The organism is Winogradskya humida (genome assembly GCF_016862215.1).
Classification (GTDB): Bacteria; Actinomycetota; Actinomycetes; order Mycobacteriales; family Micromonosporaceae; genus Actinoplanes; species Actinoplanes humidus.
The window spans coordinates 41,074-57,824 of the sequence record NZ_BOMN01000029.1 but is presented as its reverse complement, the minus strand read 5'-3'; the positions used below and the strand labels follow the sequence as shown (position 1 = coordinate 57,824).

17 protein-coding genes are annotated in these 16,751 nt (G+C 68.1%); 10 read left to right on the top strand and 7 right to left on the bottom strand.

The window, feature by feature from the left end:
- Positions 1–22: 22 nt before the first annotated feature.
- The gene (gene ahcY / locus Ahu01nite_RS12475) at positions 23–1,495 is read right to left on the bottom strand and encodes an adenosylhomocysteinase (RefSeq protein WP_203836638.1); all 1,473 of its coding nucleotides are present in this window, start codon (positions 1,493–1,495) and stop codon (positions 23–25) included.
- Positions 1,496–2,297: 802 nt separating this feature from the next.
- Here ahcY and Ahu01nite_RS12470 point away from each other — a divergent pair.
- Both Ahu01nite_RS12470 and Ahu01nite_RS12465 read left to right on the top strand, forming a co-directional pair.
- On the top strand, positions 2,298–2,627 hold the full coding sequence (locus Ahu01nite_RS12470) for a YciI family protein (protein WP_203836637.1): 330 nt from the start codon (positions 2,298–2,300) through the stop codon (positions 2,625–2,627).
- 6 nt (positions 2,628–2,633) lie between these two features.
- Complete coding sequence (locus Ahu01nite_RS12465; RefSeq protein ID WP_203836636.1) at positions 2,634–3,812, top strand: RNA polymerase sigma factor; 1,179 nt, start codon at positions 2,634–2,636, stop codon at positions 3,810–3,812.
- A 2-nt stretch (positions 3,813–3,814) separates the two neighbouring features.
- Here Ahu01nite_RS12465 and Ahu01nite_RS12460 read toward each other — a convergent pair whose 3' ends face one another.
- On the bottom strand, positions 3,815–4,636 hold the full coding sequence (locus Ahu01nite_RS12460) for a TIM barrel protein (RefSeq protein WP_203836635.1): 822 nt from the start codon (positions 4,634–4,636) through the stop codon (positions 3,815–3,817).
- 199 nt (positions 4,637–4,835) lie between these two features.
- Between Ahu01nite_RS12460 and Ahu01nite_RS12455 the strand changes: the two genes are divergently transcribed.
- Positions 4,836–5,933, top strand: a complete 1,098-nt coding sequence (locus Ahu01nite_RS12455) for a M48 family metallopeptidase (RefSeq protein ID WP_203836634.1) — start codon at positions 4,836–4,838, stop codon at positions 5,931–5,933.
- 9 nt (positions 5,934–5,942) lie between these two features.
- Positions 5,943–6,479 (top strand): peptide deformylase, encoded by a 537-nt coding sequence (gene def / locus Ahu01nite_RS12450; RefSeq protein ID WP_203836633.1) that lies wholly within the window; start codon positions 5,943–5,945, stop codon positions 6,477–6,479.
- Between the two features lie 259 nt (positions 6,480–6,738).
- On the opposite strand, the gene Ahu01nite_RS12445 is transcribed toward def, so the two are convergent.
- Entirely contained in the window at positions 6,739–7,953 is a 1,215-nt protein-coding gene (locus Ahu01nite_RS12445; protein WP_203836632.1) for a cytochrome P450, read from the bottom strand.
- A gap of 271 nt (positions 7,954–8,224) precedes the next feature.
- On the opposite strand from Ahu01nite_RS12445, the gene Ahu01nite_RS12440 reads away from it, so the two are divergent.
- Positions 8,225–8,644 (top strand): helix-turn-helix domain-containing protein, encoded by a 420-nt coding sequence (locus tag Ahu01nite_RS12440; protein ID WP_203836631.1) that lies wholly within the window; start codon positions 8,225–8,227, stop codon positions 8,642–8,644.
- Here Ahu01nite_RS12440 and Ahu01nite_RS12435 read toward each other — a convergent pair.
- Both Ahu01nite_RS12435 and Ahu01nite_RS12430 read right to left on the bottom strand, forming a co-directional pair.
- The gene (locus tag Ahu01nite_RS12435) at positions 8,636–9,721 is read right to left on the bottom strand and encodes an MAB_1171c family putative transporter (RefSeq protein ID WP_203836630.1); all 1,086 of its coding nucleotides are present in this window, start codon (positions 9,719–9,721) and stop codon (positions 8,636–8,638) included. The genes Ahu01nite_RS12440 and Ahu01nite_RS12435 overlap by 9 nt on opposite strands.
- Positions 9,718–10,209: a hypothetical protein gene (locus Ahu01nite_RS12430; protein ID WP_239158800.1), complete on the bottom strand. Its 492-nt coding sequence runs from the start codon at positions 10,207–10,209 to the stop codon at positions 9,718–9,720. Before Ahu01nite_RS12430 ends, Ahu01nite_RS12435 begins: the two co-directional genes overlap by 4 nt.
- A 140-nt stretch (positions 10,210–10,349) precedes the next feature.
- Between Ahu01nite_RS12430 and Ahu01nite_RS12425 the strand changes: the two genes are divergently transcribed.
- From Ahu01nite_RS12425 to Ahu01nite_RS12415, 3 genes are all read left to right on the top strand, one after another.
- Positions 10,350–11,171, top strand: coding sequence for a DMT family protein (locus Ahu01nite_RS12425; protein WP_203836629.1), 822 nt, complete (start codon positions 10,350–10,352; stop codon positions 11,169–11,171).
- Complete coding sequence (locus Ahu01nite_RS12420; RefSeq protein WP_203836628.1) at positions 11,164–11,784, top strand: L-threonylcarbamoyladenylate synthase; 621 nt, start codon at positions 11,164–11,166, stop codon at positions 11,782–11,784. Before Ahu01nite_RS12425 ends, Ahu01nite_RS12420 begins: the two co-directional genes overlap by 8 nt.
- 113 nt (positions 11,785–11,897) lie before the next feature.
- Entirely contained in the window at positions 11,898–12,662 is a 765-nt protein-coding gene (locus Ahu01nite_RS12415) for a sulfotransferase family protein (protein ID WP_239158799.1), read from the top strand.
- Between the two features lie 35 nt (positions 12,663–12,697).
- Here Ahu01nite_RS12415 and Ahu01nite_RS12410 read toward each other — a convergent pair whose 3' ends face one another.
- Both Ahu01nite_RS12410 and Ahu01nite_RS12405 read right to left on the bottom strand, forming a co-directional pair.
- On the bottom strand, positions 12,698–13,261 hold the full coding sequence (locus tag Ahu01nite_RS12410; protein WP_203836626.1) for an NADPH-dependent FMN reductase: 564 nt from the start codon (positions 13,259–13,261) through the stop codon (positions 12,698–12,700).
- Between the two features lie 10 nt (positions 13,262–13,271).
- Positions 13,272–13,718, bottom strand: coding sequence for a MarR family winged helix-turn-helix transcriptional regulator (locus Ahu01nite_RS12405; protein WP_203836625.1), 447 nt, complete (start codon positions 13,716–13,718; stop codon positions 13,272–13,274).
- Between the two features lie 91 nt (positions 13,719–13,809).
- Here Ahu01nite_RS12405 and Ahu01nite_RS12400 point away from each other — a divergent pair, with 91 nt between their 5' ends.
- Entirely contained in the window at positions 13,810–15,852 is a 2,043-nt protein-coding gene (locus Ahu01nite_RS12400; protein ID WP_203836624.1) for an LLM class flavin-dependent oxidoreductase, read from the top strand.
- Positions 15,849–16,745, top strand: coding sequence for an LLM class flavin-dependent oxidoreductase (locus Ahu01nite_RS12395; protein ID WP_203836623.1), 897 nt, complete (start codon positions 15,849–15,851; stop codon positions 16,743–16,745). Before Ahu01nite_RS12400 ends, Ahu01nite_RS12395 begins: the two co-directional genes overlap by 4 nt.
- The last annotated feature ends 6 nt before the right edge of the window (positions 16,746–16,751 follow it).

The window sequence follows — 16,751 nt, the reverse complement described above, 5'->3', positions numbered from 1 at the left end:
GAACGGCCCCAGCGGGAATCGATCAGTAGCGGTAGTGGTCCGGCTTGTACGGGCCTTCGACTGCCACGCCGAGGTATTCGGCCTGCTTCTTGGTGAGCTCGGTGAGCTTCACGCCGAGCGCGTCGAGGTGCAGACGCGCGACCTTCTCGTCGAGGTGCTTCGGGAGGACGTAGACCTGGTTGTCGTACTCACCGGGCTTGGTCCAGAGCTCGATCTGCGCGATCACCTGGTTGGTGAAGGAGTTCGACATGACGAAGCTCGGGTGACCGGTGGCGTTGCCCAGGTTCATGAGGCGGCCCTCGGAGAGCACCAGGACGGCGTGACCGTCCGGGAAGCGCCACTCGTGCACCTGCGGCTTGACCTCGACCTTTTCGATGCCGGGGACCTTGGCCAGGCCGGCCATGTCGATCTCGTCGTCGAAGTGACCGACGTTGGCGACGATGGCGTTGTGCTTCATCGCGGCCATGTGCTCGGGCGTGATGATGTCGGTGCCACCGGTGGTGGTGATGAAGAGGTCCGCCTGGGAGACGAAGTCCTCGATCGGGGCGACCTGCATGCCGTCCATGGCGGCCTGCAGTGCGCAGATCGGGTCGACCTCGGTGACGATGACCCGGGCGCCCTGGCCGCGCAGCGTCTCGGCGGAGCCCTTGCCGACGTCGCCGTAGCCACAGACGATGGCGAGCTTGCCACCGATCATGACGTCGGTGGCGCGGTTGAGACCGTCGACCAGCGAGTGGCGGATGCCGTACTTGTTGTCGAACTTGCTCTTGGTGACCGAGTCGTTGACGTTGATCGCCGGGAAGAGCAGGTCGCCGGCCTTGGCGAACTTGTAGAGGCGGGCCACACCGGTGGTGGTCTCCTCGGTGACGCCGCGGATCTCGCCGGCGATCTTGGTGAACCGGCCCTTGTCCGACGCCAGGCTGGCACGCAGGGTGTCGAGGATGATCGAGTATTCGTGGCTGTCCTCGGCGGTGGTCGCGGGGACCGCGCCGGCCTTCTCGAACTCGAGGCCCTTGTGCACGAGCAGCGTGGCGTCGCCGCCGTCGTCCAGGATCATGTTGGGGCCCTGGCCGTCAGCGAACTTGAACAGCTGCTCGGTGCACCACCAGTACTCCTCCAGCGTCTCGCCCTTCCAGGCGTAGACCGGCACACCGGTGGGCGCCTCGACGGTGCCCTCGGGGCCGACGACAACCGCCGCGGCGGCCTCGTCCTGGGTCGAGAAGATGTTGCAGGAGACCCAGCGGACGTCGGCGCCGAGCGCGGTCAGCGTCTCGATCAGCACGGCGGTCTGGATGGTCATGTGCAGCGAGCCGGCGATCCGGGCACCGCGCAGCGGCTGCGCCGCACGGAACTCTTCGCGCACGGACATCAGGCCCGGCATCTCGACCTCGGCCAGACGCATCTGGTGCCGGCCGAAGGCCGCGAGGTTCAGGTCGGCAACCGCGAAGTCGAGACCGTTGAGCTTCTGCAGACGATCCGCATCAAAGTTGGACATGAAGAAGGGCACCCCCTCGTCAGGAGGCGCCCTTGAAGTAGTGACCGTCGGGCCGAGCGTGGCGGTCCGGATCTCGCGGACCCGTCCGTCGCAGCGCCCCTCGACCCGGGGCTGCGCCGGAAAGCCGACGCGACGTCAATCATAACGCCGAGCTTCCAAGATCGTCTGGACGGCGCCGAAAAACCTATCGTCATAGACGGCCAAATGCCTTGAAAACCTCTCAGTGTGTACGCGTGCCAGCGGCCGCACCTTCTTGATCGTGGAGGCGCTGCCGAGGTCCACGGAGTCGGTGCGCGCGGCGCTGGAGCGGAGATCCCCGCGCTGCTGCGTTGCCGAAGATCGAGCAGGCTGTGGGTGGTTCGCGGGAATGCTGATTGTGACGTTCGTTACGGACCTGTCGACCGGTGCCCGAATCGCCTGTGTCGGCATCGCCAACCGCGTAGCGGGAAACCGCTGGAAGTGATCGACGACACGAGGGCCGGGGCGACGCCGTCCACAGCAGAATCCGCGCTGTCCTGGCGGCCGACCCGGACGGGGAGAATGCTGTCCTGGCAGCCGACCCGACCTGGACGGGGAGAATGCGGAGCGGCGCCTGACCGCGGTGCCGCGCCACGATCTGCGCCGCGCCTGCCACCTGATCCAGCGGGCCCGGGGCACGCTGACCGGCCCGATCCGCTTCGGCCCGTCCGCCTTGCCGATTTTTTTTAAGCTTTTCTGAGCGAAGCTGTCCGATAGCGCGTCCCTCGATCGTCACTCCGGTGAGAACACCTTGATGGAACATCCGCGAGAGGAACCCAGAGCCATGAAGTACATGATGTTCGTCTGCACCGACACCGAGCCGGAGACCGACGAATCCCTGGTTCCCGACATCGACACCTGGGTCGACGAGAACGACAAGGCCGGCCGCCGCCTGACCGGCAATCAGCTCGTCCCGCCGTCCTCGGCCACCACGGTGCGGGTGCGCGGTGGCGAGCTGCTCCTGACCGACGGCCCGTTCGCCGAGACCAAAGAGGTGATCGTGGGCTTCGACATCCTCGAATGCGCCGACCTGGACGAGGCGATCGAGGTGGCCCGGAACCACTCCATGGCCTACGCCGGCCGCATCGAACTCCGCCCGTTCCACCAGGACTGATCACCTATGGGTACGCCCGTCGACGTCGTTGTCGCCGCGGCCAGCCGGGAGTCGCACACGCGGATCGTGGCGACGCTGATCCGGGTGACCGGCGACTGGGATCTGGCCGAGGACTGCGCGCAGGAGGCGCTGGCCCTGGCCCTTGAGCGGTGGCCGGCGGAGGGCGTACCGAACAATCCGGGTGGCTGGCTGATGACCGTCGCGCGCAATCGAGCCATCGATGCGCTGCGACGGGCGAACCTCGAACGCCGCAAGCTGAGCGAACTCGCCAGTTTGCCGCTCGACCCGCCCGCACCGGCGCACGACGACCGGCTCCGGCTGATCTTCACGTGCTGCCATCCCGCGCTCTCGCTGGAGGCCCGGGTCGCGCTGACCCTGAGAACGGTGGCAGGAATGCCCGCGGCGGATATCGCGCGGGCGTTCCTGGTCACCGAATCAACCATGACCCGCCGCCTGACGCGGGCGAAGGACAAAATCGCGCAGGCCCGGATCCCTTACCGGGTGCCATCGGGACCGGCGCTGAACGAGCGGCTCCCCAGCGTTTTCGCGGTGCTTTACCTACTGTTCAGCCGCGGCTATGACGCCGATGGCGAACCCGCGTTCGCCGACGAGGCGATTCGCCTGACCCGGCTGCTCGCGCAACTGATGTCCGACAGCGAAGTCGACGGGCTGCTCGCGCTTTTCCTGTTGCAACATTCGCGACGGGCTGCGCGGCGTGACGCCGACGGAAATCTGCTGACGCTGGCGGAGCAGGACCGGGCCCGATGGGATCTGGACGCCATAACCGAGGCACTGCGGATACTGCCGTCCACGGACGGTCCCTATGCGTTGCAAGCGAGCATCGCTGCCTGTCACGTTGCCGAAAAGACGGATTGGACGCGAATCGCCGCGCTCTATGACCGGTTGGCCACCGTCGTTCCGTCACCCGTGGTGCTGCTCAATCGAGCGGTCGCCTATGGGTACGCCCAAAGCCCCGCAACAGGCCTGGCAATGCTCGAATCCGCTCGCGTCGGCGGTGGGCTGGACGGATATCCGCTCGCGCTGGCAGCCGAAGCGGACATGACCGCGCGGGCCGGCGATCGATGGCGCGCGGTCTCGCTCTATGAACAGGCCGCCGCCGTTGCTCCTTCGCCGGCGGAACAACGAGCTCTGTTGCGCCGTGCCACGGAACTGTCGCGAAATTAGGTTCAGAGTTCGAGGAGGCGGGCGGCGCTACGGCGTACATCTGCGATCGGGCCTTCGTCAGTGGGTTCGGCAGCCAGAATGGTGTCCTGCTCCAGAACCCACCAGCCGTCGTAGCCGTGCTTCCGCAGGGCGGCCACGACCCGCTCGAAGTCGACATCTCCGTCGCCGATCGGCCGGAACATGCCTGCCCGCACCGCATCCGTGAAGGCACGCCGTCCCTCGCGGACCTCGGTGGCGAGCGTTGCGTCGACGTCCTTCGCGTGGACGTGCGCGATGCGCTGGCCGGCCCGTTCGGCGAGCTCGGCCGGGTCGGTGCCGCCGATCAGGAGGTGGCCGGTGTCGAGGCACAGGGGGATTTCCGAGCCGTCCAGGACGCGTTGCACGTCATCCGGGCGCTCGATCATCGTGCCGACGTGCGGGTGCAGCACAGCGGTCAGGCCTTTGGACCGGGCTGCTTCGGCGAGTCTGTCCAGATTGGAGAGCAGGCGTTTCCAGCCGGCGTCGTCCAGAACCGGGCGGGTGTCGTAGCCGTCCAGCCCGGTGGAGGCGGCGAGGACAACGGTGTCCGCCTTTGCTCGCACAAAACGGTTCAGGTCCACTTCCGGGTCGCCCTCGTGCAGTACGACCGGGATGAAACCGCCGACCGCCCGCAGGCCGTATTCGCCGAGAATGTCGTCGTGGGGCAGGAAGCCGTCGGGGCCGAACTCCGTGGCGCTCAGGCCCACGTCACGCATGTCGCTCAGCACCTGCTCGACGGGCAGCTGGTAGCCCCAGCCGGGAACCTCGCTCACGCCCCAGGAGATGGGGGCACCTGCTATCCGCATGCCCCGAGCATGGTCGCGTAACAAGATCGTAACAAGTCCGGGCGTACCTCAAAAACACCTCAGGCTGAGGTCTTCCGTGACCCGCGGGGGTCGGCCGAAAGTCGCAGGGCGCGGGCGGTAGTTCGGGCCAGGAGCCGATGCGCGGAGGCAGGCCCGGCGGTGACGCTCTTGGGGTCAATCATCATGTGAGGGAGCAGCCATGAGCCAGCCTGTTCGGCAGCGGGTGACGCTGACCGGTATCAGTTCGCGTGCCTGGGAACACCCCGCGGATCGGGGCGCGCTCACCGCGCTGCGCGAGCTGCGGGGCTTCGACGACGTCGTCCGGGCGTTCTTCGGGATGTGGAACGAGCGCGGTTTCCGGCTGCAGTACCTGGCCGGTGCGGTCCGCGTCGACCACCGGCAGTACCCGCGGGTCTACCAGCGGTTCACCGAGGCCGCCACGACGCTGGACATCGCCGAGCTGCCCGAGCTGTTCGTAGCCCAGAACCCCGCGATCCACAGCCAGGCGATCGGCATGGACAAGCCGTTCATCGTGATCTCGACGGCCGCGGTGGAGAAGCTCGACGACGACGAGCTCCGGGCGCTGCTCGGCCACGAGATCGGCCACGTCCGCAGCGGCCACGCCGTCTACCAGACGATCATGATGATCCTGACCCGCTGGGCCACCAATGTCAGCTGGATCCCCGTCGGCGTGATCGCCCTGCGCGCCATCATCGCCGCCATGTACGAATGGTGGCGCAAGGCCGAACTATCCGCGGACCGGGCGGGTCTGCTCGCCGATCAGGACCCGGCGGCCTCGATCCGGTTGCTGATGAAGATGGCGGGCGGCGGCGACCTCTCGCAGATCGACACCGCGGCGTTCCTCGAGCAGGCAGCGGAGTACGAGGGCGGCGGCGACCTGCGCGACAGCTTCCACAAGATCGGTATGACCGCCTGGACCAGCGTCCCGGTTCCGGTGGCCCGCGCGGCCGAGCTGCGCAAGTGGGTGGATTCAGGCGACTACGCCCGCATCCTCGGTGGCGACTACGACCGCCGCGACTCCGACGGCAACGCCTCGGTGACGGCGGACGTGAAGGCGGCCGCCGCCCATTACCGCGAGACGTTCCGCAACTCCCAGGACCCGCTCGTCACCCTGGCCCGCAGGGTCGGCGGCGGGGCTGCCGACCTCGGCGACTGGGCCGGATCGCAGGCCGGCAAGGCGGCGAACTGGGTGAGCACGGCCGCCGGCGCCGCCTCCCGTGCCGCACGTCGCGACACCTCGGAAGCAGACTCCGACGGTGGTGCAGCCGAAAACTAGAATGGGGCCGTGCAGACCCGGGCAGGAACCCCACGACCGATAACCCGTTACGGCAATCCGGTGCTCCACCGGCGCTGCGCCGAAGTGACAGTCTTCGACGATGCCCTGGAGCAGCTGATCGCGGACATGTTCGCCAGCATGGCCGCCGCCGAGGGGGTGGGACTCGCCGCCAACCAGATCGGCGTGGACGCCCGGGTCTTCGTGGTCGACTGCCCGGACGAGACGGAGACCCACGTGGTCGCGCACGTCGTCAACCCGGTCCTGCACCTGCCCGACGACCGCGGCCTCGAGGTCGACAGCGAAGGCTGCCTCTCCGTCCCCGGGGTGCGAGCCGACGTCGGCCGCCCGGTCACCTCCTACGTGACCGGCGTCGACATGCACGGCGAACCCGTCCGCATCGACGGAACGGGCCTGCTCGCGCGCTGCCTCCAGCACGAGACCGACCACCTGGACGGCCTGCTCTACGTCGACCGCCTCCCGGTCAAGCAGCGCAAGAAGCTGCTGTCCCGCAGCGCCGAGGCACCGGCCGTCGGAGTGTCCGACTAGAACCGCTTGCCCCGATCAGCACCTCGCTGACCTCGGCCGACCGGCCATCCACCGCCGCCGCTTCGGATCGAGCTTCATGATCGACGGTACGGATGGACAACAACCGCCCCGATCGATACTCTTTCAAGGACGCCGTTGCGAGTTCTTCCCCCGTGGAATTCGCAGCGGCGCTCCTATTTTCCGACGTTTTCAGTCGTCGAAGCGCCGCCGGCCACCGATCCCGCTCCAGGGCGTACCCCGGCCGGCATCTGTCTTGCTCTCAGGAGCCGGTGTTCACCGGCAGGCTGGTGTAACCGCGCAGCGTGAGGCTGTTCCGGCGGACGGGATCTCCGGCGAGCCGGAGCTCCGGGAAGCGCCGGACCAGCGCGGGCAAGGCGATCTCCGCCTCCATGCGGGCCAGCGGTGCGCCCAGGCAGTAATGGATGCCGCCCCCGAACGAGAGCGGGCCGTTGTCCGGTCGGGTGAGGTCGAGGCGGTCCGGGTCGGGGAAGCGTTGCGGGTCGCGGTTGCCGGCGCCGAGGTAGGCGACGATGCGGTCGCCGCCGGAGATCGGGATGCCGGCGATCTCGACGTCCTCCCAGGCGACGCGGGTCAGGAGCTGCACGGGGGTGTCGTAGCGCAGGAGCTCGTCGACGGCTTCCCGGGCGATCTCCGGCTTGTTGCGGAGCAGGGCGAGCTGGTCCGGGTTGTGCAGCAGCGCCATCAGGCTGTTGGCCAGCAGGTTGGTCGTGGTCTCGAAACCGGCGGCGAACAGCAGGCCCGCCATGGTGAGCAGCTCGTCCTCGGTGAGTTTCTCGCCGTCCTCCTCGGCCAGGACCAGGGCACTGATGAGGTCGTCCCGCGGTGCGGCACGCCGGTCCGCGGCCAGGTCCGACAGGTACGCCCGGATCGTCGCCGCCGCCGGATCAGCGGTTTCGAGCACGGCCGGGTTGATCTGCTCGAGAACCTGGGTCCAGTCGCGGACCAGGTGCTGGAACTGGGCCCGGTCGGCGGGCGGGATGCCGAGGAGCTCGCCGATGACGTTGACCGGCAGGGGGAAGGCGAACGCGGTGATGAAGTCGGTGTCGCCGGACATCCCGTCGAGGAGGTCGTCGACCATCCGGGTGATCGTGGGGCGCAGGGCCTGGACGCGGCGGGCGGTGAAGGAGGAGCTGACCAGGCGGCGCAGGCGGGTGTGGTCCGGCGGGTTGATGGTCAGGATGCTGGTGAAGAGCTGGCGCAGGGCCGGGTGGTCGTTCCAGCCGGGGCTGACGAAGTCGAGCATGTGGGACGGCACGTGGCCGAGGCGTGGGTCGCGGGTTATCGCGGCGCAGTCGGCGTAGCGGGTGGCCACCAGGGCGCCGTCCTCGGCGCGGACCAGCGGGGAAATCTCCTGGAGCCGGTGATAGCGGGGGTAGGGATCTTCGCGCCCCGTCATCCGGGTCAGCTCGTCGAGCAGGGTTGAGGTTTCCGCACTCTCCACGATGTCCGTCATGCAAACGATCCTATCGATGGGTTGAGTGACGACTGTCCATCGTTTACGCTCACGTCGAGCTTCGTAAATCTGAGTTTACGGTCGTTCGTTGATGCGCACATCGGGGGATGTGCAGCCCAGTTGGTTGCTCATGGGCATCGACGTGGCGGCCGTGCTACATCGGTACGATCGGAAAATTGCGGCGCCGCCGGCAGGCAGTCCGGAAACAGGGACTGCGAGCGGCGCCGCCCGGGGTGAGCGGTGCGGCACGGCATGGGGGAGAGGGGAACCGGTGGGCTCCGACATCTCCATCGCGGCCAAACTGGACCAGCTCTTCCGGCAGGTGCGTGGAGCCGGTCAGACCGAGATCAGCTACATGGCGGTGGCCGAAGCGATCCGGCGTGACCAGGGGATCGCCATTTCCCACACGTATATCTGGCAACTGCGCACGGGGCGGCGGGACAACCCCACGATTCAGCACCTGCGGGGATTGGCGGCCTTTTTCGGCGTACCCGTCGCGTATTTCCTGGATGACGACGAGGCGCGCAAGGTCGACGGTCAGCTTGAGTTGCTCCGGACCCTGCGAGACGCCAAAGTCACCGAGATAGCGTTGCGGGCGGCGGATGTGTCGCAGAGCAGTCGCGACACGATCGGCGAGCTGGTCCGCAAGGTGTGGGAGCTGGAACGCGACCGCAAAAAAGAATCAGGCTGACGCCGCACGCGTGAATTGCGCCGGCCGGTTGTCCCGGTAGGCCGCGCTGACCGCGCTGAGCCAGGCGATCTCCTCGCCCAGTTCGCCGGCCGTGCTGGTGTCCGTCCAGCGTGCGCCGGTTTCCAGGGCCTGCGAGCCGTGGCGGTGGCGCTCCAGGGCGAGCGCGATTCCGCAGGCCTCGACCAACGCCGGGGTCGCCTGGGCGCCCAGGAACGCGGCCGCCGAGTGCAGGCCGTCCGCGGGCAGATAATCGCGCAGCGTCAGCATCCCGTCGCGGATTTCGATGACCCGCCGGTAGACCCGGAGCTGCACCGCCTCGACCCCGCTCAGCTCGACCAGGGCCCGGCGCCGGGAGAAGAGAATGACCTCGGGAAACGTACGACGCATGACGCGCCACAGTGGACGCAGTGCCCACAGCGACCGGTATTCGCCGACCACCGTCCTTAGCCTGCTCGTAGCCGGGACAGCGGCGCCGCCCACCGCGAGGATCGTGCCGAGGGCGCGGATGGCGTCGGCCTGCGGCTGGATCGGATCGAAGGTGACCGGGATGCCCAGCCCGTGCGCGACGATGAGGCTGGTCTTGACGACCCCGTAGGACGCGATGATCAGTACGCCGACCGCGATCGCCCGCAGCCCCAGCCGCAGCAGACCGGGCGGCGCCGGGCGGCTCACCCGCCAGACGATGGCCCCGGAGATCGTCAGCACGCTGACCACGTAGCCGTTCAGCACGACCCAGTACGCGGGATGCGTACCCGGCAACGGCACCAGAACGATGATCACCGCAACGGGCAGCACGACCTGTTCCCACCGGGCTTTTTCGCCGTTGATCAGGAGGATGAAGCGCAGCAGGAAGAAGCCGGCGGCGACGCCCAGCAGCTGGGGAGATTTCTCCGGGTGTGGGATCCAGGTGCCGAGCCAGTCGTTGACGCCGGGCAGGGCCACCGTCTTGACCAGCGCGAGCAGCGCGATCGTCGCCCACATCGCCCGCTGCTGCGCGTCGCGCCACAGGGTCGGGACCCGGACCAGCGCCGTACCCCACAGCAGGACCAGCAGGGTCACGCTGAGCGGACCGGTCACGGGCGGAACTTCAATACTTCGGCCAGGCGGCCGAGGGAGTCGCCGCCGTTGCGGGCGGGTGACGCGGCACGGGCGCGGATCATGGAGGCGAGCATCTCGGCCTCCCGCTCCTGGGCGGTCGTGTAGCTGACCCGCCCGAGGATGCGTTCGACGGTTTTCGGGTCGAGGTCGGGAACGAGCCGGCCCAGCGCGCCACCGGCGAGGTCGAGGCCGGTGCTGTGCTCGCTGAGCATGTGGGCGAGCTCGTGCAGCACGATGTGCTCCGCGTGCAGGCGTGACGTGCCCGGGTCGTAGAAGACGTAGTCGGCCTCCGCCAGGGAGATCCACAATCCACACGGCGCGCCGATACCGAGGCCGGGCATCGGCCGCAGAGTCAGCGGACGTTTGCGGTGTGCGGCGACAACAGCCGCAAAAGCGTCCAGATCGAACGGAGTGGGGATCGCCAGCCCCGCGAGGCGTTGTTCGCAGCGCCTGCGCAGCCCTCTCACACCGATTCCCCCCGGTCGCGGTCCGAGATCGCAAGGCTACCCGTACGCGTCGAGTACTGCTTCCGTGGTAGCCGGGCGCCGACGGGACTACCGCACAGGGAGGACGCGCCGGGTAACCGTCCGCGCGTACGGTCGAATTCATGGGGGTTGTCGTCGCGGTCCTGCTCTGCGTCACCTCTGCGGTGGCGTATGCGGCCGCGGCGGTCCTGCAGGAACGCGTAGCCGACAAACACCTCGGGACCCTCCTGCGCCTGCCCGTCTGGTGGGCGGCGATCGCGTTGAACGGCCTCGGTGCGCTGCTGCACGTCGGCGCCCTCCGCTTCGGGCCGTTGTCCCTGGTCCAGCCGTTCGGTGTGCTGACCCTCGTGCTCGCCGTGCCCGTGGGCGCGGTGCTCGCCCGCCGCGCCGTCACCCACATCGAGTGGCACGGCATCGCCATGACCGTTCTCGGGCTCGGCGGAATCCTCGCGCTCGCGGGCTCGGCCGGTGTGGGCGTCCTCAGCGGTGCCCAGCTCATCGGGCTGCTATTGATCACCGCCGCCGCCCTGACCGCGCTGGGCGCCTGGAGCGCGTCCGGTCTTTGGGCCGCGGCCGCGGGAGGCATCGCGTTCGGCGTCTCGTCGGCGCTGACCCAGACCTTCGTGGTGAATCTGACCGGCGACGGCATCGGGGTCCTCGGGATCGTCACCGTCGTGGCCATCGTGGTGCTGGCCTGCGCGGGGCTGCTCTTCTCCCAGCGCTCCTACCGCGACGGCCTGGGCGCGCCGCTGGCCGTCGGCACCCTCGCCAACCCCGTGGCCGCCGCCGCGATCGGCCTCATCCTGCTGGGCGAGCGGGTCACCGGCGGCTCGGCCGGCGCAATGGTCGCCGGCTGCAGCGCGCTGGCTGCGGCACTGGGCGTGATCTTGCTGGCGCGCGCCCGCGTCGTCAGCGATCACCCCCTAGTCTCATCAGGTGGCTAAGTACTTCGACGTGCACCCGGACAACCCGCAGCCCCGAGCGATCAACCAGGTCGTGGGGATCCTGCAGGACGACGGGCTGATCGCGTACCCGACGGACAGCTGTTACGCGCTCGGATGCCGGATCGGCAACGCCGGAGGGCTCGACCGGATCCGCGACATCCGCCATCTCGGCAGCGGCCACCACTTCACCCTGGTCTGCCGCGACTTCGCCCAGCTAGGCCAGTTCGTGCAGATCAGCAACGCGGTGTTCCGGCTGGTCAAGGCGTCGACGCCGGGCAGTTACACGTTCATCCTGCCGGCCACCCGCGAGGTGCCCCGGCGCCTGCTGCACCCCAAGAAGAAGACCGTGGGTGTACGCATCCCGGAGCACGCGGTAACGCAGGCGATCCTCGCCGAGCTGGGGGAACCGCTGCTGTCCAGCACGCTGCTCCTGCCCGGCGAGGAGGAGCCGCTGACCCAGGGCTGGGAGATCAAGGAACGCCTCGACCACTCACTCGACGCGGTCATCGACTCCGGAGAGTGCGGCACCGTGCCGACCACCGTCGTCGACCTCTCCGAAGGCGAACCCGAGATCCTGAGGATCGGCGCCGGAGACCCCGCCCGTTTCGAGTGAACTCCTAGGAATCCCACAGCATCTGGATTTCTTCTCCACAAAGTCGACCCCTAGGGTCAACTTTCATGGCATGGCGAAAAAGGGTTAATGTCCGTTTAGCGCGCAGCACCGGCATGCAGGTCGTCAGGCGCGAAGGCAAGCTCCGGCTGATCCCGAACCCCCACCGCGACCTCTCCGCACCGGCATTCATCTTCTCGTCGGTACGCTCCGGCTCAACCCTGCTCCGCATGATCCTCGACAGCCACACCGACGTGTACGCCCCGCACGAGCTGCACCTCGCCCACGTCAGGGTGAAACTCGAGATCCCGGCCGCCCAGAAGGCGATGGACGCCCTCGGCTTCAACGAACGCGAACTGCAGAACATGATCTGGGACCGGCTCCTCACCCGCGCCCTGCAGAACAGCGGCAAGAAGATCCTGGTCGAGAAGACCCCCAACCTGGTCTTCCAGTGGGCTCGAGTCGGCCAGGCCTTCCCCGACGCCAAATTCATCTACCTCCTCCGCCACCCCGCCTCCATCCTCGACTCCTGGCAACGAGCCCGGACGGCGCAGACGGAAGAGGAAGCGATCGCCAGCGTCACCAAATACCTGACCGCCCTGCGCGAGGCCCGCGACAACCTCCCGGGCGGCCACACGGTCCGCTACGAAGACCTCACCCGCGACCCGGCAGCGGAGGCCAGGAAGATCTGCGCCTACCTCGGCGTCGACTTCCAGCCCGCCATGGTCGACTACGGCCAAGCCGACCACGGCCCGCTTGTAGCAGGCCTCGGCGACTGGCAGGAAAAGATCCAGACCGGCGCGGTCCAACAGGCCCGCCCCGTCCCGAAGATCGACCTCCCCGAAAAACTCAAGGTCCTCGCCGCCGATCTGGGCTACTGAGGACGGGGCGGCTTCGAGCAGCCGCCCCGCGACCGTTACTTACGCAGCGTGGAGAGCGCGCCGTGCAGTCGCGCCAGCTCGTTCACCATCGGGGCGATGCCTGCGGTGATGACCTCGTTGGGGACGAATTCGCCCTCGTCGTTGAGGAACTGGCCGGCGAAGGGGATCGGGACCGCTTCGAAGATGGGGACCATGCGCAGGGTCGTGACGACCTGCTTGAGGGCCTGGGTGGCGCGGAGGCCGGCGGAGACGCCGCCGTAGCTCACGAAGGCGACCGGCTTGTCCGCCCATTCCTGGTGCAGGTAGTCGATGGCGTTCTTGATGGTGGCGTTGAAGCTGTAGTTGTACTCCGGGTGCACGATCACGAACGCGTCGCCGCGGGCGATGGTCTCGCTCCAGCGCAGCGTGTGCTCTTTCGTGTATTGGCGCAGCCGCGGGTGGTTGGGCTCGTCGAGCAGGGGCAGGTCGAACTCCGCGAGGTCGACCAGCTCGACGTCGAATGCACCGACCTGGGATGCGGCCTCGGCCGCCCAGGTGGCGATCGGGAGGCCGATGCGGCCGGGACGCGTACTGGCCACGATGACCTGAAGAATGGGCATGATCTCGACTTTAGTGCGCATGGTGCGGCGAATCCTGCGTGAGTCTGGCCACGACCTGGTCGGAGATCGTGGCGAGCGCGGCGAGTTGCTCGGCGGAGAGGACGTCGCCGAAGTATCGCCGGACAGCGGCCTCGTGGCAGTCGCGCGCGGCGGCGATCTGTTCGCGGCCCTTGTCGGTGAGGTGGATCACCGCGCCCGGGGCTTTTTCGATCAGCCCGCGCTGCTCCATCCGGCGCAGCTGGTGTGACAGGCGGGATTTCTCCCAGGCCAGGCCGCAGCGCAGGGCGATGGAGCGCACACTGCTGTCCTGGGACTGCTCCAGGAAGAACAGGATGTCGTAGTCGGCCTCCGACAGCCCGGTGGAGCGGCCCAGCTCACGGTTGATCTGCCCGTTCAGCAGCACACGCATGCGCTGGTACGCCTGCCACGCGGCGGAGACGTCGGGGGTCGTGGTCACGCGTTGAATATTACGTCTGTTTGCAGATCACCGGCCGGTTGATGTATCAACGAGTTGACACATCAACCATGGTTCGTGGAGGGCTACCGCGATGAAGCACCCGCTACGGTTCGGCGCGCTGGTCACCACGGTGGCCGAGGCGATCCGGGCCGAGGAACTGGGCTACGACCTCGTGGCGATCTCCGACGGCCCGGCGTCCGCCGAAGACCCCTGGACGCTGCTGACCTGGATAGCCGGGCGGACCGAGAGGATCGGGCTCGCCGTCATCGGCCTCGACGTGTCGCAGCGGGAGCCCACCGTGCTGGCCCGCGCTGCGGCCAGCCTTGACCTGCTCTCCGGCGGGCGGCTCAACATCGGGCTCAGTGGCGATCATCTCGACGAGGTGACCGATATCGTGCGGGGGGTCCTGGATGCGGGGGAGGCCGGGCCGCTGCGTCATCTCGGCAGGCACCACCGGGTTCCGCAGGCCCAGCGCGGGCCGCTGCCGGCTCATCGGATCCCGGTCTGGCTGACCGGTAACGAGCAGCTTGCCGGGCGTACGGCGGATGGCTGGGTTGCTGCCTCGGAGGACGTTGATGATCTCGTCACGGCGTACAAGACAATTGATGAGGCCGCGGCAGAAGCCGGGCGTGACCCTCTCGAGGTTCGTCGGATTTTGATCATCGAGCCGGGGCTGACCGCGGATGATCTTCTCAAGCTCGGTGCGGACACGTTCCTCGTGCGGGGTGTAACAGAGCTCACGTCGTGGGGAAGCTTGCGGGAGGCCGCCGGGCCGTCCGTTTTCCGGCCCGCTTCAGTACGAGCAAAGCGCCGCCCCGGCATCGCCTACGACTCCCTCCCCGCGAGCCTCGCCGAAACCGCCGTCGAACCCGGTGACCTGGACTACGCGCGGGTCCGCTCGACCTACATGCGCGGCGGCGCCCCGGGCCTCGTGCTGCGACCGCGCACGACCGCCGGGGTCGTGGACGCGCTCGCCTACGTCCGCGAGCACCCTGAGCTGCCGTTCAGCCTGCGCAGCGCCGGCCACGGGGTCAGCGGACGCTCCACAAACGACGGTGGCATCGTGCTCAGCGTCGCGGCGCTGAACACGATCGAGATCCTCGACGAGTCGCGGCGCCTCATCCGGGTCGGACCGGGCGCACGCTGGACGGACGTGGCGCAGGCGCTGCTTCCGTACGGCTGGGCGCTGAGTTCGGGCGACTACGGCGGTGTCGGCGTCGGGGGTCTCGCGACGGCGGGTGGCGTCGGCTGGCTGGCCCGTAAACACGGCCTCACCATCGACCATCTGACCGCGGTGGAAATGGTCCTCGCCGACGGCGCGATCGTGCGCGCCTCAGCCACCGAGAATGCGGACCTCTTCTGGGCTGTGCGAGGCGCCGGCGCCAATTTCGGCGTCGTGACCTCTTTCGAATTCGAGGTGTACGAGGTCGGCAACGTCGGTTTCGCGCAACTCGTGGTGGCCGCCGACAACCAGGCCGATCTGCTGGTCAAATGGGGCCGGGCAATCGAGGCCGCACCGCGCGACGTCAGCGGCCAGCTCATCATGGGCCCACCCCGCGCGGGACAACCCGCCTTCGCCCAATTGATGGCCGTGGTCGACAACGACGACCCCGAAACGATCGTCGAACAGCTCCAGCCGATCGCCTCGGTGGCGCCGCTCTATCAGCAGAACGTCATTCTCACGCCGTACGCGGGAGTCATGGCGAACGCGGCCGACGGTTATCACCAGGGCGCGGGCGAACCGACCTCACGCTCGGGCCTGATCGAACACCTGACGCCGGAATTCGCGCGAGCCGCGGTCACGTTGCTGAACAGCGGCGCGGTGCACTGGTTCCAGATCCGCACGGTTGGCGGGGCGGTCAGCGATGTGCCTTCGGACGCCACCGCGTACGCCCATCGGTCGGCGAATTTCTCGGTCATCGTGATGGGCTCCTCGAAGCGCCGGGTTGATGCCGCATGGGCCGAGCTCAGCGGGCATTTCGAGGGCCTCTATCTGAGCTTCGAAACCGACCTTTCGGCGCTCGAAACCGCATTCCCGCCGGCCACTCTCGCGCGGCTGCGCGAGCTGAAACTGCGTTACGACCCGCACAACCTCTTCCGCGACAACTTCAACATCACTGTGGAGACGCGATGACCGACTACGGCCACGACCTGCTTTTCGGTACGTTCATCACGCCCACGGCCCAGCCGGTGCAGCAGGCCGTCGAGCTGGCCGTGGTCGCCGATCGGGCCGGGCTCGACCTGGCGACATTTCAGGACCACCCCTATCTGCCGCGCTTTCATGACACCTGGACTTTGATTTCGTACGCCGCAGCGCTCACGTCCCGGATCCGTTTGAGTGGCAACGTCCTGAGCCTTCCGCTACGGCAGCCGGCCCTGCTGGCCCGTAGTCACGCGAGCCTGGACAGGCTGAGCGGCGGCCGCATCGAAATGGCGTTGGGAGCGGGCGCATTCTGGGACGGCATCGAGGCTATGGGTGCTCGCCGATTGACCGCGGGCGAATCCGTCGCGGCGCTGGGCGAGGCCATCAAGGTTGTCCGCGCGGTATGGGATTCTTCCGCTGTCGGCCCTGTGAACATTCATGGCGAGTACTACCAGGTATCCGGTCTCAAGCGCGGTCCGGCGCCGGCGCACGACATGAGCATCTGGGTCGGCGCGTACAAGCCGAAGATGCTGCGCCTGATCGGTAAGGCCGCCGACGGGGTGCTGCCGTCGCTCTCGTACCTCAAGGGCGGCCCGGCCGACTACGCCGAGATCAACAAGCATATCGACGACAGCGCGCTCGCCTCCGGCCGCGAACCGGCCGCTGTCCGCCGCCTGCTCAACATCAACGGCACGTTCAGCGAATTCGGCCGCTCATTCCTGGACGGCCCGGCCGAACAGTGGGCCGAAGACCTCGCCGGCCTCACCCTCGAACACGGCATCAGCACCTTCATCCTCGCCACCGATGACCCCTCCGCCATCGAGGAATTCGCCGCCGAGGTAGCCCCCGCCGTCCGCGAGCTGGTGACCGCCGAGCGGGGCTGATTGTCC